Consider the following 24,665-nt stretch of genomic DNA (forward strand, 5'->3'; position numbering starts at 1 on the left):
GATGACCGCGTGGAAGTGGTCGCCGTCTCCGATCCCGCGGCTGCGTACCTGTCGGGGCAGGGTGCCGCAGCGCCTCGGTCGCGCGTCTTCAGGCTTCCTCGTCGCCTCGGTCTTCGGGGGACCGCTCGTCGAGAACCGTGACGAAGGCCGAGGCGACGAGGGCGACGGCGGGGTCGTCGTCGCGGGCCAGTTGGCGCAGGACCTCCCGCACGGCGGTCCCCGACAGCTCGACCAGCGCCTGGGCCAGACGTATCCGCTTCGCGGAGTCCGCGGTGGGCGCGGCGAGTTCGTCGACCAGTGCGGTCATGATCAGGTCCGCGCACCCGGGGTCCCGGGACAGCGTTCCCAGAACCTCCGCCGCTTCCACGTCGTGGGAACCCTCGACCACCATGCCGACGAGTGCCGGCACGGTCGCGGTCACCCCACGCCTGCCCAGAGCCAGAGCGGCGTGCCTGCGCACCGTCGTGTCCGGGTCCCCGAGGGCGTCCGTGAGCACCGCGGTCGCCCCCGGGGCCTCGGCCATCTCGGCGATCGCCAGCACCGCGCGTCTCCGGATGTCGACGTCCTGCGAGCGCACGCCGTCAGCCAGTGCCGCCACGCCGTCGCCGCCCGACCGGGCGAGCGCCCAGCGCAGGGCGCCGGCGACGTTGGGGTCGGATTCGGCCAGGACCGCCCCGGCCAGCAGCTCGGCGGGAACCGGCGTGCTCCCCGGCCGGGCCAGGACGGCCTGCTGCCTGCGCGCGGCGCTGGTCGAGTCGAGCCCCTGCATGAGTTCGACGATGCGCAGGACGTCCTGCCAGCCGGTGGGCGCCGACGCGTCGACGGCGCGGAGCCGCTCGAGCAGCTCCCGTTCCCGCTCCAGGCGGTCTTCCGTCCACCGGATGAGGTCGCTGACCAGGGCGGACGGCGTGAAGGCCGGGTCCTCCAGCGCCCGCCCGATCTGTTTGAGCGAGAGCCCGAGGGACCGCAGGCTCTCCACGTGGAAGATCCTGCGGACGTCCTCGGCGGAGTACTCGCGGTAGCCGCCGACGGTGCGACCGGTCGGCCGCACCAGCCCGAGGGCGTCGTAGTGCCGGAGCATCCGGGTACTCACCCCCGAGCGGCGGGCCACCTCACCGATCAGCACTCCGCGGCCTCCGCGGCGACCTTCGCGGCCTCGGCAACCTCCATCGCCCTGGTCGTCCCCGCAGGCTCGGCGCTCTCCGCGGCGTCAGTGGTCTCCGCAGTCTCCGCGACTCCCGGCGCAGCCGCAGCAACGGCAGCGGCAGCGGCTCGTTCCGGGCCGAGTGCGACGACCCGCTTCGCCTCCTCGACGGCCGCGTCGAAACCGGTCTCCGGGTTCTGCCGGAGCAGCTCGGTGGCACGGGCGTGTGTGGCCACCGCCGGGTCGGGGCTCGCCGCGGCCCTCTCCAGGGCGGGCTCGGTCACGTCGCCGAGCTCGACGAGGGCCCGGCTCAGGCTCAGCCGCACATCGCGGTCGCCACGGCCGAGCTGCATGACCAGTTCGTCGACCAGGTCCCCCTTCTCGCCCTCGGGCACGAGGACGACCGCGACCCGCCACGCGGTCCGCGCGACCTCCTCGTCGGCGTCGCGCAACAGGTCGCGCGTGATCCAGTCCCACGCGCTGCTGTCGCCGATCTTGGAGAGTGTGTGCAACGCCTGACTGCGGGCCTGAGTCCGCTCGGAGGCGAGTTCCCGGCGGATCCGGGGCAGGGTGCTCTCCGGCGGGAGGCGGGTCAGCGCCCAGGACAGCATGTCCCGCACGAAGAAGTCCGGCTCGACCGCGCACCGCTCGACGAGCGCCTCCAGGAAGCCGGGATCGGGGTTCGAGCCGGCCGCCAGGGCCGCCTGCAGCCGGACCGACGAGTTCTCGGCACTCAGGGCGTCGGCCACACGGACGTTCTGCGGGGTTCCGTTGGTCGGGTTGATCGAAACCACCTCCTGCACCCAGGGGACACCTTGTCACCGTGTCAAGGTCAACCCCGTGACCGGCGGGCCAGAAGAACCCGCAGGTCAGGCACCCTTGGCGGTTGTGGCAGGCCGACGGGCGTGAGGGTTCCCTCGGCCTCACCGATCGCGGTGATCCGTTCGGTTCTGAAGGCCGGCGACTCCGCCACCACCAGGTCCAGTTCGTGACCGCGCCGATGTTCCCGGCAGGCGATCTCGGTCGGGCGTACCCAGCTCGCGCTGCCCCCCGAGGCTCTCAGGCGCGGCATGTTCGAAACACCATCGGCGGGCGAGCTCCTCGAAATGCGGGCCGTAGATCTTCCCGGCAACGGTGTCCGCGTTCTCCTCACACACCCGGTCGGCCCGGCCCACGACCAGTTCCGGCTCGTACCGCTGGATCAGCGGCTGGTGCAGTCGTACCACCGGCTCGGCGATCCGGAAGACGCTGCGCTTGTCCCGTATGACGTCCTCGACCTGCTCCAGCAGCCCGATGTCCTGAAGTCCCGAGAGCAGGTGCGCCAGGACGCCGCTCGGCCGTCCCGACGCTCCCGCGATCTCCGACCGCCGATGATGCCCGGCACTTACCGCCGCCAGAACCGCCGCGTGCAAGGTCGGATCCGAGATCGAGGGCTCCTCACGCAACAGCAACCCACCCTCCCGGAACATGGCCGAGGCCGGATTCAGCAGCCGGCGCGCCACCCACCGGTCGAAGTCCGCCAGACCCTTCGGGCCCACTCCCCCGCACATCTCCTTGTAGGCCGGGGTCCCACCCACCAGCGCATGCAGCCGGAACGCCAGCCGTGGCGCACCGCATACGGCAGACGGCTCCTCCACCGGACGGGAAGGGCCGCCTGCTCGTGGGCGTTCCCGGCGTACGCCGGCGGCTACGCGGGGTCCAGCACGGCCCGCTCGGGGAGCCCGCCGTTCTTCTCGCAGCGCAGTTCCTTGGCCATGGCCAGCGAGACGGAGTGGGCCACGGTCGCGTAGGCGTCCTTCAACGCCTCGACGTCTCCCTCGGGCTCCGTCGGCACGGCCCAATGCTCCACACCGATGACGATGTGGCCCACTCTCGACGAACGGAGCAACCTCTCGCTCCTACACGCAAACTGGACGTACGCCGTGTCCGCCGCCGCCAGGGCCTCCTCCCCCATCTTCAGCACGGTGAACTTCGGGGCCGCCGGGCCGTCCGTCGGGGCGCCGTCGACCAGCCTCCAGGTGATTCTGAGATCGAAATCCGGCGTGCCGATGGGCGTGTAGACACGGCAGGCGTCCTCTCTACCGACGGTGGGGACAGGGAACGCCTCGACCAGGGCCGTCGCGGCCTGCGCGACGGTGTACTTCCAAGACCACGGAGTTAGGGCCGATCCGCGACTGTCAACCGGATCGGGGTATTTCGAGGAAGCGCAGGTCAGGGCAACGGGACTCCTGGTAGAGCAGGGAAGCCGACCAAGGTCTTCCCACTCGAAGGAGCCCCGTTGCCCGCTCAGTGTTCCACCGTCACGCTCACGTCGTCCATTACCGTCGCCGATGGCATCTTCGCTCCGGGGCATCTCGGCGAGTTGACCCGGCAGCTGCCCTTCGAGCTCATCGATGACGTGCTGGAACGCGTCGGCGGTGCCCAGCGGAGGCTGCGGCTGCTGCCGTCGAGGGTGGGCGTGTACTTCGTGCTGGCACTGGTCCTCTTCCCGACGCTGGGGTACGTGCGCGTGTGGGACAAGCTCACCGCCGGGCTGCGCGGGCTTCTTTCCCAGAACCCCTCGGAGAAGGCGCTGCGAGAGGTCCGTCGGCGGCTGGGGGTCGCGCCGCTTCGGTTGCTGTTCGAAACGCTGGCCGGCCCCGTGGCACAGCCGAACACGCCCGGGGTGCGCTACCGATGCTGGCGCACAGTCGCCTTCGACGGGTGCAGCTCGACCAAGGCCCCTGACCGGCCGCGAGTCTTTGCGTGGCTGGGCAAACACAAGCACCGCTACGGCACGGACGGATATCCGATGCTGAAGATCATGGTGCTGTGCGAGACCGGGACCCGGGCCCTGCTCGGCGCGGTCTTCGGGCCGACCCCGGAGAAGGAAACCGGCTACGCCGAGCAACTGCTGCCGCTGCTGGACGACGGGATGTTGCTGCTCAACGACCGGGCTTCGACTCCGACGACTTCCTCGCGAAGGCCGCGGCCACCGGCGCGCAGCTACTGGTGCGGCTCAAGGGAACCGGACACCTGCCCGCTGGACACTACTGCCGGACGGGTCGTTCCTGACCAGGATCAACGGGACCCGGCTGAGGATCATCGACGCGCGCATCGCGGTGACTACCGCTAAGGGGCTGCGGCTGGAAGGCCATTACCGACTGGCCACCACACTGACCGATCACCGGCGCTACCCCGCCGCCGAGCTCGTGGAGCTCTACCACGAACGATGGGAGATCGAATCAGCGTTCTATTCTCTCCGTCACACCTTGCAGTGCGGCCTGGTACTGCGCTCCCAGGACGCGGCCGGTATCCAGCAGGAGCTATGGGCTCACCTGACCGTCTACCAGGCACTGCGTCGGGCGATGGTCGAGGCCGTCGAAACAGTCCCCGGCGCCGACCCGGACCGTGCTTCCTTCACCGTCGCCCTGGAGACCGCGAAGGACCAGGTCATCGCCGCCGCCGATGTAGTACCCGAGACCGGACCGGGCCGGATCGCATCGGCAGTGCTGCACAATCTGCTCCCGCCCCGCCGGGCGCGTATCAACCCCCGCCGCGTCAAGTGCCCGATCTCCCGCTACGCCGCCCCGCCTGACCAGGCGCAGGTCCTGGGCGCCTCCAGGATCAACAGCGTCGACATCACCGTGCACTCGGCCGCCGGACTGGGCGCCGACGGGCGTCGTGACCGCACGCTGCAACTCCTGCGTACTGACCCGTTCCGCACCTGGCGCGCATGCGAAATCGCCAGAGGTATCGGACTGGAGGACGCCCGCGGCCTACGCGCTGAACTGGGACGCTGGGTCCGTGAAGGCATTCTCCGCCGCACCGGACGAGGAATCTACGCCCTCGAACATGAGTGGATCACGCCCGACCTCCACTGGCCTTCGGATTCAAGCCACTTGACAGTCGCGGATCGGCCCTAACTCCGTGGTCTTGGGGCTCTGCCGTTGACCTCCTCTACAAGTCTCTGGTGGACAGGGCACAGCACGACATCGACGGCGCAGTCGCCGACGATCTCGACGAGTGCTGACAACCCGGCTGACTGTTCATCCGCATCGGCGTCACCGCGGCCGTCCTGAACCGGCCGCGCCTGACAACCCGCGGCGCGCCACTGCTGTGCGCGGACACGCCCCACCGCGCCGCTGAGTTCGCCGCGTTGTCATCGCGACAGGAGTGGTAGCTACCCGACCCCGTAGAGGCCCGGCAGGTCGACCAGGAGCAGATCCTCGCGACCGGCCGCAGCCTCGATCAGGTCCGGGTAGAACCCGTGCAGGGAGAACAGGGCCAGGGTGGTGCCCGTGGTGTCGTGGCCCTGGCCGGTGAGCAGGGTGCGGATGTGCTCCAGGCGTTGCAGGTCGCCGGTGCCTCGGCGGGCGACGGTGGCCTTCGCCTCGCCGAGGAGGGCGATCCGGGCGCGGGGGGCCTGCGGGCGCTCGCCCAGGGCCAGGGCGATGACGTCGACCTCGTGCTTGGTGCGGGCCGCCGGGTCGGCCACCTCGGTGGTGCCGACCGGGCCGGGCAGGCCGCCGGGGAGCAGAGCGTGGGCGTAGCGGCGGGTGAAAGTGCGGGCGAGGTCCTCGAAGTGCGGGCCGAGGATCTTGGAGTTGAAGGTCGGCGCGGCGGCCTGCCAAGCCTCTTCGGCGAAGCCCTGCTCGACGGTGGCCGCCTGCGGCAGGGTGATCAGCTGGTTGAAGCGGATGACGGGGTCGGCCAGGGTGATGACGGGGTGGCGGGGGCGCAGGATGTCCTGCTCGCGCTGGATGTAGCCGGTGGACTCCAGGACGTCGAGCGGGTGGGTGACGGCGTTGCGTTGTCGTTCCAGTGCCGCGCCGATCCTGGTGGGGGTGGTGGCGCCCCGGGCGATCGCGGTGAGGATGTCGTAGTAGAGGGTGTGCTGGGTGATGCGCGGGTCCTCGCGCAGCAGGTACTCGGTCTCCGTGCGCGAGTACACCGCCCGCCCCGGGTCCAGGAGCGTCCGCGTCAGCCAGGGGGCGAAGCCGTCGTTCGGGTGCGGGCGGGCCGCCACCGGCCGGTAACCGGGAGCGCCCCCGAGCACGGCGTGCACCTGCAGGGCGGTCAGGGGATCCTCGATCTGCCAGAAGGCGCGGCTGGCCCGGTAGTCGAAGGCCCCCAGCCGCAGATCGATCACCGCACGGCCGCGCAACGGCTTCGTCCCCGACAGCAACTCGTGCATGACGCTCATCGCGGACCCGCACAGGATCAGCCGGGGCCCGGGACCCGAACCGGTGCCGCGCTGGCGCTCGTCGTAGAGCTGCTGGAGCAGGCCGGGGATCTCGGGCGAGTGCTGAAGGAGATACGGCAACTCGTCGATCACCAGCAGCGGATGCTTTGAACGGGCAGTGACGTCAAGGGCGTTGGACAGCACCTCCCGCCAGTCGCCCAGCCGCAGCGTGCCGGGCCGCAGACCGGCGTGGACCGCGATGGCGTCGCTGAACCGCTGGATCGCCGGCAGCCGCCCCTCCTCCCGCACCGCGGTGACGTACAGACCCCCGACCCGCTCCGACAGCGCCTGCAGCAGATACGACTTCCCGTGCCGCCTGCGCCCGGACACGATGCCGAGCCGCATCGCCGGATCCGGGTCGGTGACGAACTCGGTGAGCAGGTCCCACTCACGATCGCGGTCGACCACGTCTTCGGGCTTGGCAAGCATGCCCTCGTCCACCGGAAACTCCCCATCAGCCTGGATCGACCACGACATGTCTAAGTCTACTTAGACAGAATCCGTCCAGCCCGACTTTCCTGACGACCGACAACAGCAGTCACTCACGGTGATCGTTACAGAGCCGTGTCAGCGGCTCCCCGACAAGGCCGTCAGGGGCATCGCAACACACTGTTCCAGTCGGCCTCACCGACGGGAGTCGAGCGTCATATGAGCGTCAAGAGCCCCGGCAACTGGGCATGACGCAGCCGCTCCCGCCCGTCACTCCAGCACAAGTCCGCAGGTGAGAGGGGTCCGAAGAGCTCGACCTGTTGGATATCGCGAAACAGGTCGAGACCCACCAGCGCTACTGCTGAACCGCAGGTCAGCGGCTCTTTCCCGCAGGCTCCAGAATCGCCACGCATTCCACGTGGTGCGTCATCGGGAACAGGTCGAACACCCTGAGCATCCGTACCCGGTACCCCCCTTCCCGGAAGTACGCCAGGTCGCGGGCCAGGGCGGCCGGGTCGCAGGCGACGTAGGCGATGCGGCGGGCGCCCAGGGAGGTCAGGTGCTCCACCGTCTTGCGGCCGGCGCCCGCGCGGGGCGGGTCGAGGACGACGAGGTCGACCTCGGTGATGCCCGTGCGGGGCAGGACGGAGTCGACCTTGCCCTGCTCGATGCGGACGCGGGGGAAGTCGGCGAGGTTGTGCCGGGCGTCCTCGACCGCTCGCTTGCCGGACTCGATGCCGAGGACCGCGCCCTGCTCGCCGACCCGGTCGGCCAGGGCGCCCGCGAACAGGCCGACGCCGCAGTACAGGTCGAGGGCCGTGTCGCCCTTGCGGGGCAGCAGGCCCTGCATGACCGCGGTGACCAGGGTGTCCGCCGACTTCGGGTGGACCTGCCAGAAGCCGCCGTTCGCGACCCGGTGGGTGCGGCCGTCGGCGCGTTCGCGGACGAAGGGGCGGCCGTGGACACGGTGGACCTGGCCGTTGCGTTCGTCGATGCGCAGGACGGAGACGGGGCGGTCCAGTTCGACCAGGGGCAGGCGAGCGCCCGGTTTCGGGGTCAGGACGACCTGGCGGTCCTGCGAGCCCGTCGCGGCGATCGCCTCGACGGAGTCCATGCCCGTCCAGTCCCGTTTCTCGATGCCCAGCTCGCTGACGCCCTCCGCGGCGATCATGCAGTGGTCGATGGGCTCGACCTCGTGCGAGCGGTGCCGCCGCAGTCCCGCGCGGCCGTCGGCGGTCACCGCGTACTGCACGCGCGTGCGCCACGCCGGGACCTGGCCGGCGGGGAGTTTGTCGCCCTCGGCGGGTACCACCGTGCCGTCCCAGCCGACCTCCTCGGGCGTGAGCCCGGCGAGCCGCCGCAGCTGCTCGGCGACGACCTCGCCCTTCAGCCGCCGCTGCGCTCCCGGCTTGGCGTGCTGCCAGTCGCAGCCGCCGCAGCGGCCGGGCCCGGCGTACGGGCAGGGGGCGTCGATCCGGTCCTTGGAGGCGTCGAGCACCGTCACCGCGTCCGCGCGCAGGAAGCGGGCACCTTCCTCGCCCTCGGTCACCCGCGCGACGACCCGCTCGCCGGGCAGCGCGTGCCGGACGAACAGCACCTGTCCCTCGGACGTACGGGCGATGCAGTGGCCGCCGTGGGCGACGGGGCCGACCTCGACCTCGTACTCCTCCCCCACCAGCGATTTCCTCGGTTCTGCCTGCATGGCGGGGTGACTCCACAACATCGGGGGCGAAGATGCGGGCGGTGGCCCGCGACAACAGCCGTCCAGTCTACGTGTGCGGGGAGGAGTCCTTCGACCGCTCCGCCGGACCGCGCCGCACCGAACCCGGCGCCGCCCAGTCCGCCCGCTTGCGTGCGCGCCGCCTGGCCGCTTCGGAGGACTCCAACTGGTACGGCACCGAGGTCACCATCACTCCCGGGGTGAACAGCAGCCGGCCCTTGAGCCGCAGCGCGCTCTGGTTGTGCAGCAGTTGCTCGTACCAGTGGCCGACCACGTACTCGGGGATGAACACGGACACCACGTCCCGCGGCGACTCCCTGCGCAGGTTCTTGACGTACTCGATGACCGGCCGTGTGACCTCGCGGTACGGGGAGTCCAGCACCTTCAGGGGCACATCGATGCCGCGCCGCTCCCACTCCTCGTGCAGCGCCCGCGTCTCCGCCGCGTCGACGTTGACGCTGAGCGCCTCGAGGCTGTCCGAGCGCATCAGCTTGGCGTAGGCGAGGGCGCGCAGGGTGGGGCGGTGGATCCTGGAGACCAGGACGACCGAGTGGACCCGGGACGGGCGCACCATGTCGTCGCTCGGCTCTTCCGGTGCGGCGACCTCCTCGGCGACGCGGTCGTAGTGCCGGCGGATCATCGTCATCGTCACGTAGAAGACGCACATGCCGAGCAGCGCGACCCAGGCGCCGTGGGTGAACTTGGAGACGAGCACGACGACCAGGACCAGGCCGGTGAAGAAGGCGCCGAAGGCGTTGATGGCCCGGGAGCGGATCATGTGGCGGCGCTTGGCCTGCTCCTTCTCGGTGGCCAGCAGGCGGTTCCAGTGCCGGACCATGCCGATCTGGCTGAGGGTGAAGGACACGAAGACACCGACGATGTAGAGCTGGATCAGGCGGGTCGTGCTGGCGCCGTACACCCACACCAGCACGCTGGCGGCACCGGCGAGCAGCACGATGCCGTTGGAGAAGGCGAGCCGGTCGCCGCGGGTGTGCAGCTGACGCGGGAGGTAGCGGTCCTGGGCGAGGATCGAGCCGAGCAGCGGGAAGCCGTTGTAGGCGGTGTTCGCGGCGAGGAACAGCACCAGCGCCGTGGCGGCGGCCAGCAGGAGGAACAGCAGGCTGCCCTGGCCGAACACGGCTGCGGCCACCTGCGAGATCACCGGATGCTGTACGTAGCCCGGACCCAGCGGTACGCCGTCGTGGAAGAGGTCCGTGGCCGGGTTCTCGGCCAGGCGCACCCGGGTCGTGCCGGCCAGGACGATGATGCCGCAGAACATGGTGACGGCGAGCAGTCCCATCATCGCGAGCGTGGTCGCCGCGTTCTTGGACTTGGGCTTGCGGAAGGCCGGGACACCGTTGGAGATCGCCTCGACGCCGGTGAGCGCGGCGCAGCCGGAGGAGAAGGCGCGCAGCAGCAGGAAGAACAGGGCGAAGCCCGCCAGGCCGGGGTGTTCGGGTTTGATCTCGAAGTCCGCCGTCGGCGCCCGCATCTCGTCGCCGAGCACCACGCCGCGGAACGCGCCCCACGCGATCATGATGAAGACACTTGTCACGAAGACGTACGTGGGGATGGCGAAGAGCGTGCCCGACTCCCGGACGCCGCGCAGGTTCATCAGCGTCAGCAGCACGATCACGGCGATGGCGCAGGCCACCTTGTGCTCGACCATGAACGGGATCGCCGAGCCCAGGTTCTCGACGCCGGCGGAGATCGACACGGCGACGGTGAGGACGTAGTCGACCAGCAGGGCGCTCGCGACGGTCCGGCCGGCCCTGGAACCGAGGTTGGTGGTCACCACCTCGTAGGCACCGCCGCCGCTGGGGTAGGCGTGCACGTTCTGCCGGTAGGAGGCGACCACGGTGACCATCAGGGCGATGATCGCGAGCGCGATCCAGGGACTGAAGTGGTACGCCGACAGACCCGCGACGGAGAGGACCAGCAGGACCTCGCCGGGCGCGTACGCCACGGACGACAGCGGGTCGGAGGCGAAGACGGGGAGTGCGACGCGCTTGGGCAGAAGCGTTTCGCCCAAGCGGTCGCTGCGCAACGCGCGCCCGATGAGAATGCGTTTGGGCACGTCGGTCAGTTTGGACACAACTGAGGATCGTATGCCTTCGAACACAGGGACACCCGTCCGCCGCTCACATCCATACGGCTTCCGAACGGGTTCCGTACGGGACCCGTGTCGCGGGGCGCGACACGGGCGGGCGCCTCTGCTCTCCGGGTGAAAACACGGGATGGTGGCGCTGCGGGTTCCGCGGGAGGCGACGGTTCCATGCCTATATGACTGGGCCCCGTCCGCTGCCCCTCCGTGGAGGTTCCATGCACGCGTCCGCCGAACTGATCGGTGCCCTGGCCGCGCTTCTCGGCCTCGGGGTTCTGACCCTGGCGAGCGTGCGCAGCATCACCCGCCGCTGATCGCCCCGCCGTGCCGATACGTTGGACCCGGGCGCCCGGACGCGGCACCCGCACGCTGCGGCCGGAGCCCCGGAGGGCACCGGAAGCGCGCCACCCCGGCATGATGTTGCCCGGCGGTCCGCACTCAGGCCGCCACGGGTTGCCCGGCGAGCCGAAAGAGAGACATGAGCACGATGGCCATGAAGATCGACGGGCCTGCAGGAAGCGCGGTGTGAGGCGATGCATATTGTCATCATGGGTTGCGGGAGGGTGGGTTCCGCCCTGGCCCAGACCCTGGAAGAGGAGGGGCACACGGTCGCCGTGATCGACCGGGACCCGACCTCCTTCCGCCGTCTGGGCTCCGCGTTCAACGGCCGCCGGATCACCGGGATCGGCTTCGACCAGGACACCCTGCGCGAGGCGGGCATCGAGGAGGCCGGCGCCTTCGCCGCCGTCTCCAGTGGGGACAACTCCAACATCATCGCCGCGCGGGTGGCCCGTGAGATGTTCGGCGTCGAGAACGTCGCCGCCCGCATCTACGACCCCCGCCGCGCGGAGGTCTACCAACGCCTGGGCATCCCCACGGTCGCGACGGTCCGCTGGACCGCCGACCAGATGCTGCGCCGGCTGCTCCCCTCGGGCGCGGAGCCGCTGTGGCGCGACCCCACCGGCGGGGTCCAGCTCGCCGAGGTGCACACCTCCCCGGCCTGGGTGGGGCACAAGATCAGCAAACTGCAGGACCAGACCGGCGTCCGCGTGGCCTTCCTCACCCGGCTCGGCGAGGCGATCCTGCCCAGCTCCCAGACGGTGTTGCAGGAGGGGGACCTGGTGCACGTGATGATGCGCACCGATGAGATCGACCGGGTCGAGGCGGCGTTCGCCAAGGGCTCCGAAGAGGAGGGCGGTCACTGATGAGGGTCGCCATCGCCGGAGCCGGCGCCGTCGGCCGCTCGATCGCGGGTGAGCTGCTGGAGAACGGCCACGAGGTTCTGCTCATCGACAAGGCGCCGACCGCCATCTCGGTCGAGCGCGTTCCGCAGGCCGAGTGGCTGCTCGCCGACGCCTGCGAAATCACGTCCCTGGACGAGGCGGCGATCCAGCGCTGCAACGTCGTCATCGCCGCGACCGGCGACGACAAGGTCAACCTGGTCGTGTCCCTGCTGGCGAAGACGGAGTACGGCGTCCCGCGCGTCGTCTCCCGGGTGAACAACCCCAAGAACGAGTGGCTGTTCAACGAGTCCTGGGGCGTGGACGTCGCCGTCTCCACCCCGCGCCTGATGTCGGCCCTGGTGGAGGAGGCGGTCAGCGTCGGCGACCTGGTCCGGCTGCTGCGCTTCAGCCACGGTGACGCCAACCTGGTCGAGCTGACCCTGCCCGAGGAGTCGGCGCTGGCGGGCACCCAGGTCGGCGCCGTCCAGTGGCCCCAGGACACCTCGCTGGTCACGATCATCCGTGGGACGCGCGTTCTCACGCCGACCCGGGAGGACTCCCTGGAGGCGGGCGACGAGCTGCTCTTCGTGGCCGCCCAGTCCCGCGAGGAGCAACTGGAGGACCTGCTGTCGGTACGCCGGAACGACGCCGCGCGCTAGGGCCTGTCCGGCGGATCAGGCTGCGGGAAATCAGCGGTGCCTTGTCAGTGCGGGTGAGCGGCGGCGATGGGGGTCCCTACCGCTCATGGGGGTCCCTCCCGCTCATGGGGGTCCCTCCCGCTCGAGCGAAGTCGAGAGTGGGGGAGAAGTCGAGAGTGGGGGAGCGGTCAGCCGCAAGGCGGAGGAGGGAGTCGACGCGATGGGGGTCCCCTGCTCGAAGAGCTCGGGGGAGGAAGTGCCGGCCCCCGCGTCTGCGGCATGATCCGCCGGACAGGCCCTGGCCGACGGCCGTACGTGAGTGGGGGCGCCCGGTGATCTCCGGGCGCCCCCACTCACGTATTCGGGTGCGGAACTCAGGGGCGGCGGTGCCGGCCGGTCGTCGCCCCGCCGTTCTCCGCCGTCTTCGCCTCGCGGGCGGCCTTGCGCTCCTCCTCGGCCCGCTCCTCCGCCTCCATCTCCGCGAACACGTCGATCGGCGGCGGCGCCTTCGCCAGGAACACCCACGTCAGGTACACGGCGAGCAGGAACGGCGGGATCTTCAGGGCGACCAGGACCCAGCCCAGCTGCGTCGTGTCCGCCCACCAGTACAGCGGGAACAGGATCGCGCTCTTGCCGAGCAGGATCAGGCCCCAGGCCCAACTGGCCTTGGTGTACGCCTTCTTGCGGCCCGGGTTACGGGTGCGCCAGGAGAGGTTCTCCCGGAAGACGGGACCCAGCATCAGGCCGATCAGCGGGACACCGGCCATCGCGGTGATGATGTACGCCAGGGCCAGGCCCAGGGTGTAGAGCATGCCGGGCAGGTAGAAGTCCTTGGCGTTGCCGGTCATCATCGCGAAGACCACACCGAAGCCGACGCCGAAGACGCCGCTGAAGGCGTGCTTGACGGTGTCCTTCATCACCAGCCGGACCACGACCATCACCAGCGACACGGCGAGCGCCGCGATCGCCGACATGTGCAGATCCTTGTTGATCGTGTAGATGCTGACGAAGAGGAGTCCGGGCAGCACCGTCTCGACCATGCCCCGCACTCCGCCGAACGCCTCGAACAGGGCGGCCTCGGTCACCGCCTTGGCGTCGTCGGCGGATGTGTCTTCGGTTGTCGGCTTGTCGAGCGACGTCACCGGCTACTCCCGTCCGAGGGGTCTCAGTTCGTATTTCGGATTGAACAGCACCCGGCGACCCCTGCTCATGGCGATACGGCCCGATGCGATCAGCTTGCGCCCCGGTTCGATCCCGACGATGGAGCGCCGACCGAGCCACACCACGTCCAGCGCGGCGGAGCCGTCGAACAACTCGGCCTCCAGGGCCGGGACTCCCGCGCGCGGCCGCAGCGTGACCGTGCGCAACGTACCAGTAACCGTGACGATCTGCCGGTCCTGACAGTCGTCTATCGGCGTACAGCCGGCGGTCTCCGTGTCCTCACGCAGCTCCTCGGACTCCAGGTCCTCCTGCGACGAGGAGAGCCGATCGAGCATACGCCGGAACCGGCCCGCCGGTTTGTCCGAGCGAGGAACAGCACTCATGTCTGAAAGCGTACCGGGGTGCCCCGACGGTTACGTACCCCCAGGTGACCCGGCTCGAACCGCCGGGGGCGTGCGTTCACCGCTCGAAGCGGTAACCCATGCCAGGCTCGGTGATGAAGTGCTTCGGGTGGGACGGGTCGGCCTCCAGCTTGCGGCGCAGCTGCGCCATGTACACGCGCAGGTAGTTGGTCTCCGTCCCGTACGAGGGCCCCCAGACCTCCTTCAGCAGCTGCTTCTGCGCGACCAGGCGGCCGCCGTTGCGCACCAGCACCTCCAGCAGATGCCACTCGGTGGGGGTCAGCCGCACGTCCTTGCCGTCCCGGTGCACCTTCTTCGCGGCCAGGTCGACGGTGAACCCGTCGGTCTCCACCCTCAGGTCGTCCTCGCCGGAGGGCTCGGCCCGGCGCACGGCGGCGCGGAGCCTGGCCAGCAGCTCGTCCATGCCGAAGGGCTTGGTGACGTAGTCGTCGGCTCCCGCGTCGAGCGCCTGCACCTTCTCGTCGGAGGCCTGCCGGGCGGAGAGCACCAGGATCGGCACCCGGGTCCAGCCGCGCAGTCCCCTGATCACCTCGACACCGTCCATGTCGGGCAGGCCCAGGTCGAGGACGACCACGTCGGGGTGGCGGGCGGCGGCCAGGCGGAGGGCCTCGGCACCGTCCTGGGCGGCGTCGACCTCGTACGAGCGGGCCTTGAGGTTGATCACGAGGGCGCGCACGATCGCCGGCTCGTCGTCGACCACCAGCACACGGGTCATGAGGACTGCCTTTCAGGTCTTTCCGGTTCTGCGGGACGGGCCGGCTCCGCCGACTCCGCGGGGCGGCCGGGTTCCGTTTCGGCGGGGCGGCCGGGTTCCGTCGGTGTTCCCGCCGCGCGGAGGGTCAGCGTCATGGTGAGGCCTCCCCCGGGGGTGTCGTCCGCGTTCAGCGAGCCGCCCATGGCTTCCACGAAGCCGCGCGCCACCGCCAGGCCGAGGCCGACACCGGCACCGCGCGGGGCGTCACCATAACGCTGGAAGGGCTCGAAGATGCGGTCCTTCGCGTCGTCGGGGACGCCGGGGCCGCGGTCGACCACCCGCACCTCGACCCGGTCGGCGAGCGCGCTCGCCGCGACCAGGACGGTGGTGCCGGCCGGAGCGTACTTGACGGCGTTCTCGACCAGGTTGGCCACCGCCCGCTCCAGCAGTCCGGGGTCGACGGCGACCATGGGCAGCGTCTCCGGGATGTCCAGGGCGACGCTTCCCTCGGGGACACCGCCGAGGGCCATGGGCACCACCTCGTCGAGGTCGAGTTCGCGGATCAGCGGGGTGACCGTGCCGGTGTTCAGCCGGGACATGTCGAGCAGGTTCCCCACCAGGTGGTCCAGTCGGTCGGCGCCGCCCTCGATGCCCTCCAGCAGCTCGGCCCGGTCCTCGGGCGACCAGTCGACGTCCTCGGAGCGCAGCGAGGAGACCGCCGCCTTGATCCCGGCGAGCGGGGTGCGCAGGTCGTGGCTGACGGCGGCCAGCAGGGCGGTGCGGATGCGGTTGCCCTCGGCGAGGGTGCGCGCCCGGTCGGCCTCGGCGCGCAGCCGCCGGCGGTCCAGGGCGGCGGCGGCCTGGGCCGCGAAGGCGCCCAGCACCCTGCGGTCCTCTGCGGGCAGGACCCGGCCGGTCAGTACGAGCGCCATGTGGTCCCCGACCGGAACGTCCACGTCCGCGTCGTCGGGCCGTTCGAGGACCGGTCCCGTACCGGCCCGCCCGGCGCAGGTCCAGGGCTCGACGTCGCCGGCGCGTTCCAGCAGCGCCGCCGACTCCATGCCGAATGTCTCGCGGACCCGTTCCAGCAGCGCCTCCAGACCGGTCTCGCCGCGCAGCACGTTGCCGGCCAGGAAGGAGAGGATCTCCGACTCGGCGCGCAGCCGGGCCGCCTGATGGGTACGGCGGGCGGCGAGGTCGACGGCGGACGCCACCGCCGCACCGACGGCGACGAAGATCACGATGGCGACGATGTTCTTCGGGTCGGAGATCGTCCAGCGGTGCAGGGGCGGGGTGTAGAAGTAGTTCAGCAGCAGCGAGCCGAAGGCCGCCGAGGCCAGGGCCGGCCGCAGGCCGCCGAGCAGGGCCGCCGCCACGGTCAGCGCCAGGAACAGCAGCATGTCGTTGGCCAGGCCCGGGTCGAAGGCGTTGAGCAGCAGGGCCAGCACCGCGGGACCCGCCACCCCGACCGCCCAGCCCCACACCACCCGTGACCGTCCGAGCCGGGCGCCCCGGGCCACCGGCAGTCCGCGTCCCTTGGCGATCGCCTCGTGGGTGACGATGTGCACGTCCAGGTCGGGACCGGAGTCCCGCGCGACGGTCGCGCCGACGCCGGGACCGAAGACGTACTGCCACGCCTTGCGGCGCGAGGAGCCCAGCACGATCTGGGTGGCGTTCGCCGCGCGCGCGAAGGCGAGCAGGGCGGCCGGGATGTCGTCCCCGACGACGTGGTGGAAGGTGCCGCCCAGGTTCTCCACCAGGGTCCGCTGTTCGGCCAGCTCCCCCGGCGAGGCAGCGGTGAGTCCGTCGCCGCGGGCGATGTAGACCGCGAGCACCTCGCCCCCGGCGCCCTTCTCCGCGAGCCGCGCGGCACGGCGGATCAGGGTGCGGCCCTCGGGCCCGCCGGTCAGGCCGACCATGATCCGTTCGCGTGAGCCCCAGATGGCCGAGACGTCGTGCTCGCTGCGGTACCGCTGCAGGTACTCGTCGACCCGGTCGGCCACCCACAGCAGCGCGAGTTCTCTCAGCGCGGTGAGGTTGCCGGGGCGGAAGTAGTTCGACAGGGCCGCGTCGACCTTGTCCGGCTGGTAGACGTTGCCGTGCGCCATCCGGCGGCGCAGCGCCTCGGGCGTCATGTCGACCAGTTCTATCTGTTCGGCCCGCCGTACCACCTCGTCCGGCACGGTTTCCCGCTGCCGTACGCCGGTGATCGACTCCACGACGTCGCCGAGGGACTCCAGGTGCTGGATGTTGAGGGTCGACAGCACGTCGATCCCGGCGGCCAGCAGCTCCTCCACGTCCTGCCAGCGCTTGGCGTTGCGCGCGCCGGGCACATTGGTGTGGGCGAGTTCGTCGACGAGGACCACCTGGGGGCGGCGGGCGAGGACGGCGTCGAGGTCCATCTCGGGCAGGACGGCGCCGCGGTGCTCCAGTTCCTTGCGCGGTACCTGTTCGAGACCGTCCAGCAACGCCTTGGTGCGCGGCCGGTCGTAGTGCTCGACGAACCCCACCACGCAGTCGGTGCCCCGCTCGACACGGCGCTGCGCCTCGGACAGCATCGCGTACGTCTTGCCGACGCCCGGTGCCGCGCCGAGATGGATCCGAAGTCTGCCGCGTCCCATCGGACCTCTTTCGAGGAAACCACCGGCTTCAGCCGGTGGGGGAATCGAATCCCTGATGTACGTTTCTGGTGTCCCGCAAGGGATCGGTTCGGGCTGGACCGCAATCCTCGGGTTGAAAGCCCCCTTCCTTCGGGAGGGGGAGCGCAGTCACGCCCTCATTGTCTTCCGGTCTGAGGGCAGCGCTGTCCGGGTGACCCCTGTTGCCCGTGCAGAGTCGACCCTACGGTCGTCCGGCGTGGCGAAAGGCGCTGGTCGGGGCAGGAAGAGCGTCTTTGACGGAACCCTGACGGACTCGGCTGGACGCCGCCGGTCGGCCGTCAGGGTTCGACGATCTCGCCGTCGCCCAGTTCCAGGACGCGGTCGGCGAGGTCGAGCAGGGTCGCGTCGTGCGTGGCGACGACCGCGGTGACCTGCTCACTGCGTACGACCGCGCGCAGCAGTTCCATCACGGAGTGCCCGGTCTCCGCGTCGAGCTGACCGGTCGGCTCGTCGGCGATGAGCAGGGCCGGGTTGTTGGCGAGGGCGCGGGCGATGGCGACCCGCTGCTGCTGGCCGCCGGACAGCTCGCCCGGCCGCTGTGCCGCGTGGTCGGCGAGGCCCACCAGGGACAGCAGCAGGTCCACGCGTTCCTCGCGCTCGCGCGGGTCGGCGCGGCGCAGCCGGAGCGGGACCCCCACGTTCTCGGCCGCGGTGAGGATGGGGATCAGCCCGAAGGACTGGAAGACGAAGCCGATCCGGTCCCGGCGCAGGGCGAGCAGCCCGTTCTCGTCCAGGTCGGCGATGGCGAGCCCGTCGACGGTGACCCGCCCCTCGTCCGGGGTGTCGAGACCACCGACGATGTTGAGCAGGGTGGTCTTGCCGGAGCCCGAGCGCCCCTTGAGGGCGACCAGCTCACCGCGTGGTACGTCGAAGGAGACACCGCGCAGGGCGTGGACCGCGGCGGCTCCGGTGCCGTAGGACTTGTGCACGTTCTCGACGCGCACCATGGTCTCGGTGACCACCTGGCCGACCGCCTGGCTCATTCGCCCGCCCTCCCCCGGGTACCGGTCGCGCGCGTCGCCGCCGGACCGGGCCGCCAGTATCGCTGCCGGGCACCCTGTCGATCAACAGGTCGGAACGGGTGGGACGGGCAGGGGCCGCACCCGGTCGGGTGCGGCCCCTGCTCCGCTCGACTGACTCAGCTGACCCAACGGGCTCAGCGGACCTCGGTGATCTCCGGGCCGCGCGCCAGCTGTCCCATGCCGCCCGCGAAGCGGGAGCCCTCGGAGCCCTCGTCCTGTTGCACGCCCTCGGGGACCATCTGGGCGTCGTTCGGCAGCTTCAGGACGATCGGGTCGCGCGGCGCCATCGGGCCGTCCCCGCGCACCACGACCGTGTCCTGGAAGATCTGCTCCAGCAGCCCGGCGGCCTGCGGCTGCACCGCGCCCTGACCCGAGATCACCCCGCGCAGGAACCAGCGCGGGCCGTCCACGCCGACGAACCGTACGACCTGGAAACCGCCCGTGCCGTCCGGCAGTTGCACCGGCACCTGGGCGCGCAGCTCCCAGCCCAGCGGACCCTCGACCTCGTCGATGATGCCGCCCTGCTGGGTGATGCCGGACGCGATCTCCTCGCGGACCTCGCTCCAGATGCCCTCGCGCTTGGGGGCCGCGAAGCCCTGCAACTGGATGGCGCTGTCGTGCACCACGACGGTGGCCGCGACGATCGCGTCGCCCGCGACCTCGACCCGCAGTTCCATGCCGTCCACGCCGGGCACGAACAGACCGCCCAGGTCGACCCGGCCCTCGCCGGGCGCGCTCACCTCGGAACTGTCCCAGGGCCCGTCGGGCCGTGGTGCGGGCTCGAGCCTCAGTCGCTCGCGCTCGCCTTCCGCCTCCGTGTCGACACCGTCGACGACCTGCTCGGCCTCGCCGGCCGCGTCCTCGGCGGCATCCCTCTTCTTGCGACGTCCGAACACGTCACTGTCCTTCCCGGTCGGATACGACCGAAGCGTATCGATTCCCACCCGCTGCGCCGCCTTCGGCGGCCTGAACGCTTGTGCCGCTCTTACTTTCCACCGCGGCATGGCCGCCGGTGGACCCGAAGCCCCCCTCGGCCCGTGCCGAGCGGGACAGCTCCGCGACCGGCACGAAACGGACCCGCTCGACCTGCTGGACGACCAGTTGGGCAATCCGGTCGAAGCGCTCGAACCGCACGGCCTCGCGCGGGTCGAGATTCACCACGATCACCTTGATCTCCCCACGGTACCCGGCATCAACCGTCCCCGGGGCATTCACCAGGGCGACGCCGCAGCGGGCGGCAAGACCGGATCGCGGGTGCACGAAGGCCGCGTACCCCTCGGGCAGGGCCACAGACACTCCGGTGGGCAGAACGGCCCGCTCGCCGGGCGCCAGTTCGCACGCCTCGGTGGTGCGCAGATCGGCTCCCGCGTCACCGGGGTGCTCGTACTCCGGAAGCGGTACGTCCGGGTCGACGCGCCGGAGCAGTACCCGGAGTTCGCCGCGGCGGGGCTCGCTCACGGGTTCACCTCGAAGGCACGGGCGCGGCGGACCTGGTCCGGGTCCTCCATGGCGGCCCGGATCTCCTCGGGGCGTCCGTGGTCGATGAAGTGGTCGACCTTGACCTCGATGAAGAGCGCGTCGGCGCGGACGGCGACCGGGCCGCCGGGGCCGCCGATGCGTCCGGTGGCGGTGGAGTAGATCTTCCGGCCCGCCACCGCGGTCACCTCCGCCTCCAGATGGAGCGTGGTGTCGACCGGCACGGGCTGGACGAAGTCGGTCTCGAGCCTGCCGGTCACGGCGATCGTGCGCAGCAGCCAGTTCAGCGAGCCGAGCGTCTCGTCCAGGGCGCTGGCGAGCACCCCGCCGTGCGCCAGGCCGGGGGCACCCTGGTGGGCGGGCCGCACGGTGAACGCGGCGGTGACCGACACCCCTTCGCCGGCCCGCGCCTCGAGGTGCAGTCCGTGGGGCTGTTCGCCGCCACAGCCGAAACACTGGCCGTAGTGCGCGCCCAGGAGCTCGCCGGGTGCGGGCGCGTCCGGGTGGCGCACCGGTTTCACGGCGTCGGCGGGAGGCTGAAGAACTGAGGAAGTACCACTCACAGGCGCAGACCTTACCCGCGCGTCGGCCATCCTCCGACACCTGCCAAGCTGGATCCATGCAGCTCTCCGCCGCCCCGTACGAAGAACGCCTGACCGCGCCCCGCTCCTGGTGGCTGATCTCCTTGCTCGCGGGTGTCTCGCTGGCCCTGATCGTGCTGCCGCTCGGCACCCTGCCGATGCTCGGCGGCCTGGCCGTCGGCAGCGCCGCGGCGGCGGTCGTGGTCAGCGCGTACGGCTCGGTGCGCATCCGGGTCGTGGGCGGCCTGCTGATCGCCGGTGAGGCGAGGATCCCGGTGACGGCACTGGGCGAGGCTGAGGTCCTGGACGCCGAGGAAGCCCGCGCCTGGCGCACCCACCGGGCGGACCCGCGCTGCTTCATGCTGCTGCGGGCCTACATCCCGGGGGCGGTCCGGGTGGAGATCACCGACCCGGAGGACCCGACGCCGTACGCCTTCCTGTCGACGCGTGAGCCGCAACGGCTGGCGGAGGCACTGCGGGCGGCGAAGGCCGCCGCCTAGCACGGCTGGGCAGGGCCTCTCCGGGGCGGAACGGCTGCACAGGCCGGGGCGGGGTTCAAGGGGCTCCGCGTCCGCCCTTCTCTCCGGTGAACGCGTCCAGGTGCAGGGCGTCGGCCGGGGTCTCGAGGGCCGGGAGCTCGGGCAGGGCGTCCCAGGGAACCTGGATCCTGCGCAGGTCGGCCTGGACACGGGCGGCGAGCTTTCTGGTGTCCCTGCGGTTCATGACCGCACCGACGGCGGCTCCCACCAGGAACGGCATGAGGTTCGGCAGATTGCGCACGGTGCGCTTCATGATCCGCTGGCGCAGTTCGCGCTTCATGCGGCTGTTCATCGCCGCACTCACGGTGGAGGGCTTGGTCGCCTCGATTCCGCGCTCCTGCGACCAGGCGTTCAGGTACGCGGTGCTGCGCTGTGCGAGGCTGCCCGCGGGTCGTACGCCGTAGACCTCGTGGAGTTCGGCGATCAGTTTCAGTTCGATCGCGGCGACGCCGGTGACCTCGGCGGCCAGCTCCGTCGGCATCGCCGGCGGCACGGGCATCATCGCCGCCGCGCCGACTCCGGCCCCGACCGTCGCCGTGGCCCTCGCCGCGCCCGCCACGAGCTTGTCCGCGAGCTCCTCGGGACCGAGCCCGGGGAACTGCCCCCGCAGCGTCCGCAGGTCCCTCACGGGCACCCGCGGGGCCATCTCGATGATCCGGTCCGTGAGATACGCCAGGCCCGCACGCGCGCGGGCACCGCCCCTGCGGACGCCTTCCCTGGCCTTGTCCCGGAACTCCGCGGCCCGTCGGCGAGCCACCGGTGCGGTGGTGGTGACCTCCGCGGATACCGGGAGGTCACCCCGGTCGACCGCGGGTTCGAGCGAGGCCGCCCCGGTGTCGGTTGAGCCTCGCTCGTGGTCACGCGTGTCGCACTGAGGGCCGTCCTGCGGCCCCGAGTCCGCTCCCCTCGCGAGGAGGCGGCGCTTCCGAGGAGGGGTCGAGCCGGTCACGGCCGACCCGTCCTCAGTCGCAGTCGCGGCAGATCGGCTGACCGTTCTTCTCCCGGGCCAGCTGGCTGCGGTGGTGCACGAGGAAGCAGCTCATGCACGTGAACTCGTCCTGCTGCTTGGGCAGGACCCGGACGGCCAGTTCCTCGTTCGAAAGGTCCGCTCCGGGCAGCTCGAGGCCTTCGGCAGCCTCGAACTCGTCGACGTCCACGGCCGAGGCCGACTTGTCGTTGCGGCGGGCCTTCAGCTCTTCAAGACTGTCCGAGTCGACGTCGTCGTCGGTCTTGCGTGGAGTGTCGTAATCGGTTGCCATTGTCGCTCTCCCCCTCTGGGTGTATGCGGTGTCTCCAGCGCACTAACGCGTGAGAGGCCGGACTTGTGCCCGACCTGAGGCGGAGATTTTGCCTCACATCAAGGTCTGTTACTCAATCGACACCCAACCGAACTCCTCACGAGTGATCGGCTTGGATGCGATGGGGACCGTACACGGTTCCCACACGGCACTTCAAAGCCGCCCCACCGTGTACTTCCCGTGATCAAGGCTCCCGAAAACCAGGACTTTCCCGGCCTTTCGGCAAGTTCGTGATCACAGAGGGTGGATGAATCGAGAAACGCTCTTGTGAGCGATCCCACAGGGGGGCGGCGGGGACACCCTTCGAAAATTCCGCCGAAAGCGAACACCCCCGTGTGTCGGCGACATGATGTCAGATCGGCAGGGTGACCCGCATCACGAGTCCGCCCCCCTCTCGCGGCTGGGCGTAGATGTGCCCGCCGTGCGCCCGCGCCACCGACCGGACGATGGAGAGCCCCAGTCCGACCCCCTTGTCGCTGCCCGTCCGCTCGGTGCGCAACCGCCGGAAAGGCTCGAACAGATTGTCGATCTCGTACGCCGGAACCACCGGACCGGTGTTGCTCACCACCAGGACCGCCTGTCCGTGCTGGACCTGGGTGGTGACCTCCACCCGTCCCCGCTCGGCCACGTTGTAGCGCACTGCGTTCTGCACCAGGTTCAGCGCGATCCGCTCCAGCAGTACGCCGTTGCCCTGGACGACCGCGGGTTTGCGGTCGCCGCGGATCTCCACGCCCTTGGCCTGTGCCTCCGCATGCACCTGGTCGATGGCCTGGGAGGCCACCTCGGCGAGATCCACCGGCTTGCGCTCGATGATCTGGTTGTCGCTGCGGGCGAGCAGCAGCAGGCCCTCGACGAGCTGTTCGCTGCGCTCGTTGGTGGCCAGCAGCGTCTTGCCGAGCTGCTGGAGCTCCACCGGCGCGTTCGGATCGGAGAGGTGCACCTCGAGGAGTGTGCGATTGATCGCCAACGGGGTGCGCAGTTCGTGCGAGGCGTTGCCGACGAAGCGCTGCTGGGCGGTGAAGGCCCGCTGCAACCGCTCCAGCATGTCGTCGAAGGTGTCGGCCAGCTCCTTGAGCTCGTCGTCCGGGCCGTCCAGCTCGATCCGGCGGGACAGGTCGGAGCCCGCCACCGCGCGTGCGGTGCGGGTGATCCGGCCCAGCGGCGACAGCACGCGGCCGGCCATCGCGTATCCGAAGGCGAAGGCGATGATCGCGAGGCCGAGCAGGGCGAGGAGGGAGCGGCTGAGCAGGTTGTCCAGGGCATGCTGGCGCTGCTCGTTGACGCACTCGTTCAGCGCTCTGTTCAGCTCCTCCGCGGGCAGCTGCGCGCTGCGCAGATGGCAGATGTCGCTGGCCACCCGTCCGGAGCGGATTTCGAAGGGCAGGTCGCTGCCCACCCTCAGCGCGTTCGCGGCGAACAGGTAGATGATCGACAGCAGCAGGATGCCGGCGATCAGGAACATGCCGCCGTAGAGCAGGGTGAGCCGTATCCGGATGGTGGGACGCAGCCAGGGGAAGGGCGGTACCGGCCTGTGGTGGGGGTCCCAGGTGGGCTTCGGAGGTGCCTGCGGGGACCCCTGGGCGGGCGTGGGGGTGGCGGCCACGGGATCAGATCCGGTAGCCCGAGCCGGGGACGGTCACGATGACCGGTGGCTCGCCCAGCTTGCGGCGCAGGGTCATGACGGTCACCCGCACCACGTTGGTGAACGGGTCGGTGTTCTCGTCCCAGGCCTTCTCCAGCAGTTGCTCCGCGGAGACGACGGCACCCTCGCTGCGCATGAGCACCTCGAGGACGGCGAACTCCTTGGGCGCGAGCTGGACCTCCTGGCCGTCGCGGAACACCTCGCGGCGGTTGGGGTCGAGCTTGATCCCGGCGCGCTCCAGGACCGGCGGGAGCGGCACGCTGGTACGCCGCCCCAGAGCGCGCACGCGCGCGATGAGCTCGCTGAACGCGAAGGGCTTGGGCAGATAGTCGTCGGCGCCGATCTCCAGGCCCTCGACCCGGTCGCTGACGTCGCCGGAGGCCGTGAGCATCAGCACGCGCGTGGGCATGCCGAGTTCGACGATCCTGCGGCACACGTCGTCGCCGTGCACGAGGGGGAGGTCGCGGTCGAGGACGACCACGTCGTAGTCGTTGACGCCGATGCGCTCCAGGGCGGCCGCACCGTCGTACACGACGTCGACGGCCATGGCCTCCCGGCGCAGTCCGGTGGCCACCGCATCGGCGAGCAGCTGCTCGTCCTCGACGACGAGTACGCGCACGTCGCTTGTCCTTCCTCAAGTCCCGCCGGGCAGCGCTTCGGAGCGCATGCGGGCGGGGTGCCGGTGGGT

22 protein-coding genes and 1 pseudogene are annotated in these 24,665 nt (G+C 70.7%); 4 read left to right on the forward strand and 19 right to left on the reverse strand.

Features of this window, described 5'->3' with window-relative positions; all coding sequences use genetic code 11:
* Positions 1-88 precede the first annotated feature (88 nt).
* The 4 genes from AC6F7H_RS04240 to AC6F7H_RS04255 all read right to left on the reverse strand — a co-directional run bounded on the left by AC6F7H_RS04240 (position 89) and on the right by AC6F7H_RS04255 (position 2,978).
* Positions 89-1,126, reverse strand: a complete 1,038-nt coding sequence (locus tag AC6F7H_RS04240; RefSeq protein ID WP_500755293.1) for a MerR family transcriptional regulator — start codon at positions 1,124-1,126, stop codon at positions 89-91.
* A complete protein-coding gene (locus tag AC6F7H_RS04245; protein ID WP_500755294.1) occupies positions 1,120-1,947 on the reverse strand; it encodes a HEAT repeat domain-containing protein in 828 nt (275 codons plus the stop codon). Before AC6F7H_RS04245 ends, AC6F7H_RS04240 begins: the two co-directional genes overlap by 7 nt.
* A 120-nt stretch (positions 1,948-2,067) precedes the next feature.
* Positions 2,068-2,646, reverse strand: a complete 579-nt coding sequence (locus AC6F7H_RS04250; protein WP_500755295.1) for a hypothetical protein — start codon at positions 2,644-2,646, stop codon at positions 2,068-2,070.
* Positions 2,647-2,831: 185 nt separating this feature from the next.
* Positions 2,832-2,978 carry a hypothetical protein gene (locus AC6F7H_RS04255; RefSeq protein WP_500755296.1) on the reverse strand — a complete coding sequence of 49 codons (147 nt, stop codon included), beginning with the start codon at positions 2,976-2,978 and terminating at the stop codon, positions 2,832-2,834.
* Positions 2,979-3,422: 444 nt separating this feature from the next.
* Here AC6F7H_RS04255 and AC6F7H_RS04260 point away from each other — a divergent pair.
* A pseudogene (locus tag AC6F7H_RS04260) lies at positions 3,423-5,049 on the forward strand (IS4 family transposase).
* Positions 5,050-5,306: 257 nt separating this feature from the next.
* Here the strand turns inward: AC6F7H_RS04260 and AC6F7H_RS04265 are convergent.
* From AC6F7H_RS04265 to AC6F7H_RS04275, 3 genes are all read right to left on the reverse strand, one after another.
* Positions 5,307-6,797: an AAA family ATPase gene (locus tag AC6F7H_RS04265; RefSeq protein WP_500761648.1), complete on the reverse strand. Its 1,491-nt coding sequence runs from the start codon at positions 6,795-6,797 to the stop codon at positions 5,307-5,309.
* 373 nt (positions 6,798-7,170) lie between these two features.
* Positions 7,171-8,499: a class I SAM-dependent RNA methyltransferase gene (locus tag AC6F7H_RS04270; protein WP_500755297.1), complete on the reverse strand. Its 1,329-nt coding sequence runs from the start codon at positions 8,497-8,499 to the stop codon at positions 7,171-7,173.
* 67 nt (positions 8,500-8,566) lie between these two features.
* Positions 8,567-10,612 (reverse strand): APC family permease, encoded by a 2,046-nt coding sequence (locus tag AC6F7H_RS04275; RefSeq protein ID WP_500755298.1) that lies wholly within the window; start codon positions 10,610-10,612, stop codon positions 8,567-8,569.
* A gap of 542 nt (positions 10,613-11,154) precedes the next feature.
* Between AC6F7H_RS04275 and AC6F7H_RS04280 the strand changes: the two genes are divergently transcribed.
* Positions 11,155-11,826: a potassium channel family protein gene (locus tag AC6F7H_RS04280; protein ID WP_500755299.1), complete on the forward strand. Its 672-nt coding sequence runs from the start codon at positions 11,155-11,157 to the stop codon at positions 11,824-11,826.
* Positions 11,826-12,503: a potassium channel family protein gene (locus AC6F7H_RS04285; RefSeq protein WP_279333371.1), complete on the forward strand. Its 678-nt coding sequence runs from the start codon at positions 11,826-11,828 to the stop codon at positions 12,501-12,503. The genes AC6F7H_RS04280 and AC6F7H_RS04285 overlap by 1 nt, the downstream gene beginning before the upstream one ends.
* 353 nt (positions 12,504-12,856) lie before the next feature.
* On the opposite strand, the gene AC6F7H_RS04290 is transcribed toward AC6F7H_RS04285, so the two are convergent.
* The 8 genes from AC6F7H_RS04290 to AC6F7H_RS04325 all read right to left on the reverse strand — a co-directional run bounded on the left by AC6F7H_RS04290 (position 12,857) and on the right by AC6F7H_RS04325 (position 20,480).
* Complete coding sequence (locus tag AC6F7H_RS04290; RefSeq protein WP_500755300.1) at positions 12,857-13,624, reverse strand: DUF3159 domain-containing protein; 768 nt, start codon at positions 13,622-13,624, stop codon at positions 12,857-12,859.
* 3 nt (positions 13,625-13,627) lie between these two features.
* The gene (locus AC6F7H_RS04295; protein WP_363041406.1) at positions 13,628-14,026 is read right to left on the reverse strand and encodes an OB-fold nucleic acid binding domain-containing protein; all 399 of its coding nucleotides are present in this window, start codon (positions 14,024-14,026) and stop codon (positions 13,628-13,630) included.
* Between the two features lie 76 nt (positions 14,027-14,102).
* Positions 14,103-14,780 (reverse strand): response regulator, encoded by a 678-nt coding sequence (locus AC6F7H_RS04300; RefSeq protein WP_109380174.1) that lies wholly within the window; start codon positions 14,778-14,780, stop codon positions 14,103-14,105.
* Entirely contained in the window at positions 14,777-17,380 is a 2,604-nt protein-coding gene (locus AC6F7H_RS04305) for a sensor histidine kinase (protein WP_500755302.1), read from the reverse strand. The genes AC6F7H_RS04300 and AC6F7H_RS04305 overlap by 4 nt, the downstream gene beginning before the upstream one ends.
* Before the next feature lie 317 nt (positions 17,381-17,697).
* Positions 17,698-18,402, reverse strand: a complete 705-nt coding sequence (locus tag AC6F7H_RS04310; RefSeq protein ID WP_500755303.1) for an ABC transporter ATP-binding protein — start codon at positions 18,400-18,402, stop codon at positions 17,698-17,700.
* 173 nt (positions 18,403-18,575) lie between these two features.
* The gene (locus AC6F7H_RS04315) at positions 18,576-19,337 is read right to left on the reverse strand and encodes a DUF3710 domain-containing protein (protein ID WP_500755304.1); all 762 of its coding nucleotides are present in this window, start codon (positions 19,335-19,337) and stop codon (positions 18,576-18,578) included.
* Position 19,338: 1 nt separating this feature from the next.
* Positions 19,339-19,899 (reverse strand): dUTP diphosphatase, encoded by a 561-nt coding sequence (dut, locus tag AC6F7H_RS04320; RefSeq protein ID WP_500755305.1) that lies wholly within the window; start codon positions 19,897-19,899, stop codon positions 19,339-19,341.
* Positions 19,896-20,480 (reverse strand): PaaI family thioesterase, encoded by a 585-nt coding sequence (locus tag AC6F7H_RS04325; RefSeq protein ID WP_500755307.1) that lies wholly within the window; start codon positions 20,478-20,480, stop codon positions 19,896-19,898. Before AC6F7H_RS04325 ends, dut begins: the two co-directional genes overlap by 4 nt.
* A 56-nt stretch (positions 20,481-20,536) precedes the next feature.
* Between AC6F7H_RS04325 and AC6F7H_RS04330 the strand changes: the two genes are divergently transcribed.
* Positions 20,537-20,998 (forward strand): DUF3093 domain-containing protein, encoded by a 462-nt coding sequence (locus AC6F7H_RS04330; RefSeq protein WP_363041417.1) that lies wholly within the window; start codon positions 20,537-20,539, stop codon positions 20,996-20,998.
* 55 nt (positions 20,999-21,053) lie between these two features.
* On the opposite strand, the gene AC6F7H_RS04335 is transcribed toward AC6F7H_RS04330, so the two are convergent.
* The 4 genes from AC6F7H_RS04335 to AC6F7H_RS04350 form a co-directional block, all read right to left on the reverse strand.
* Positions 21,054-21,986, reverse strand: a complete 933-nt coding sequence (locus tag AC6F7H_RS04335) for a hypothetical protein (RefSeq protein WP_500755309.1) — start codon at positions 21,984-21,986, stop codon at positions 21,054-21,056.
* Between the two features lie 13 nt (positions 21,987-21,999).
* Complete coding sequence (locus tag AC6F7H_RS04340; protein WP_003993510.1) at positions 22,000-22,296, reverse strand: DUF4193 domain-containing protein; 297 nt, start codon at positions 22,294-22,296, stop codon at positions 22,000-22,002.
* Between the two features lie 391 nt (positions 22,297-22,687).
* Complete coding sequence (locus AC6F7H_RS04345) at positions 22,688-23,938, reverse strand: sensor histidine kinase (protein ID WP_500755311.1); 1,251 nt, start codon at positions 23,936-23,938, stop codon at positions 22,688-22,690.
* A 4-nt stretch (positions 23,939-23,942) separates the two neighbouring features.
* Entirely contained in the window at positions 23,943-24,596 is a 654-nt protein-coding gene (locus tag AC6F7H_RS04350; protein WP_406725090.1) for a response regulator transcription factor, read from the reverse strand.
* Positions 24,597-24,665 lie beyond the last annotated feature (69 nt).

This window comes from Streptomyces sp. MMS24-W38 (genome assembly GCF_059889265.1).

Bases quoted from the DNA above. Each gene is read 5' to 3' on its own strand.
- AC6F7H_RS04265 (WP_500761648.1), bottom strand. From the start codon at position 6,797: ATGCTTGCCAAGCCCGAAGACGTGGTCGACCGCGATCGTGAGTGGGAC.
- AC6F7H_RS04270 (WP_500755297.1), bottom strand. From the start codon at position 8,499: ATGCAGGCAGAACCGAGGAAATCGCTGGTGGGGGAGGAGTACGAGGTC.
- AC6F7H_RS04280 (WP_500755299.1), top strand. From the start codon at position 11,155: ATGCATATTGTCATCATGGGTTGCGGGAGGGTGGGTTCCGCCCTGGCC.
- AC6F7H_RS04285 (WP_279333371.1), top strand. From the start codon at position 11,826: ATGAGGGTCGCCATCGCCGGAGCCGGCGCCGTCGGCCGCTCGATCGCG.
- AC6F7H_RS04295 (WP_363041406.1), bottom strand. From the start codon at position 14,026: ATGAGTGCTGTTCCTCGCTCGGACAAACCGGCGGGCCGGTTCCGGCGT.
- AC6F7H_RS04300 (WP_109380174.1), bottom strand. From the start codon at position 14,780: ATGACCCGTGTGCTGGTGGTCGACGACGAGCCGGCGATCGTGCGCGCC.
- AC6F7H_RS04305 (WP_500755302.1), bottom strand. From the start codon at position 17,380: ATGGGACGCGGCAGACTTCGGATCCATCTCGGCGCGGCACCGGGCGTC.
- AC6F7H_RS04310 (WP_500755303.1), bottom strand. From the start codon at position 18,402: ATGAGCCAGGCGGTCGGCCAGGTGGTCACCGAGACCATGGTGCGCGTC.
- AC6F7H_RS04330 (WP_363041417.1), top strand. From the start codon at position 20,537: ATGCAGCTCTCCGCCGCCCCGTACGAAGAACGCCTGACCGCGCCCCGC.
- AC6F7H_RS04340 (WP_003993510.1), bottom strand. From the start codon at position 22,296: ATGGCAACCGATTACGACACTCCACGCAAGACCGACGACGACGTCGAC.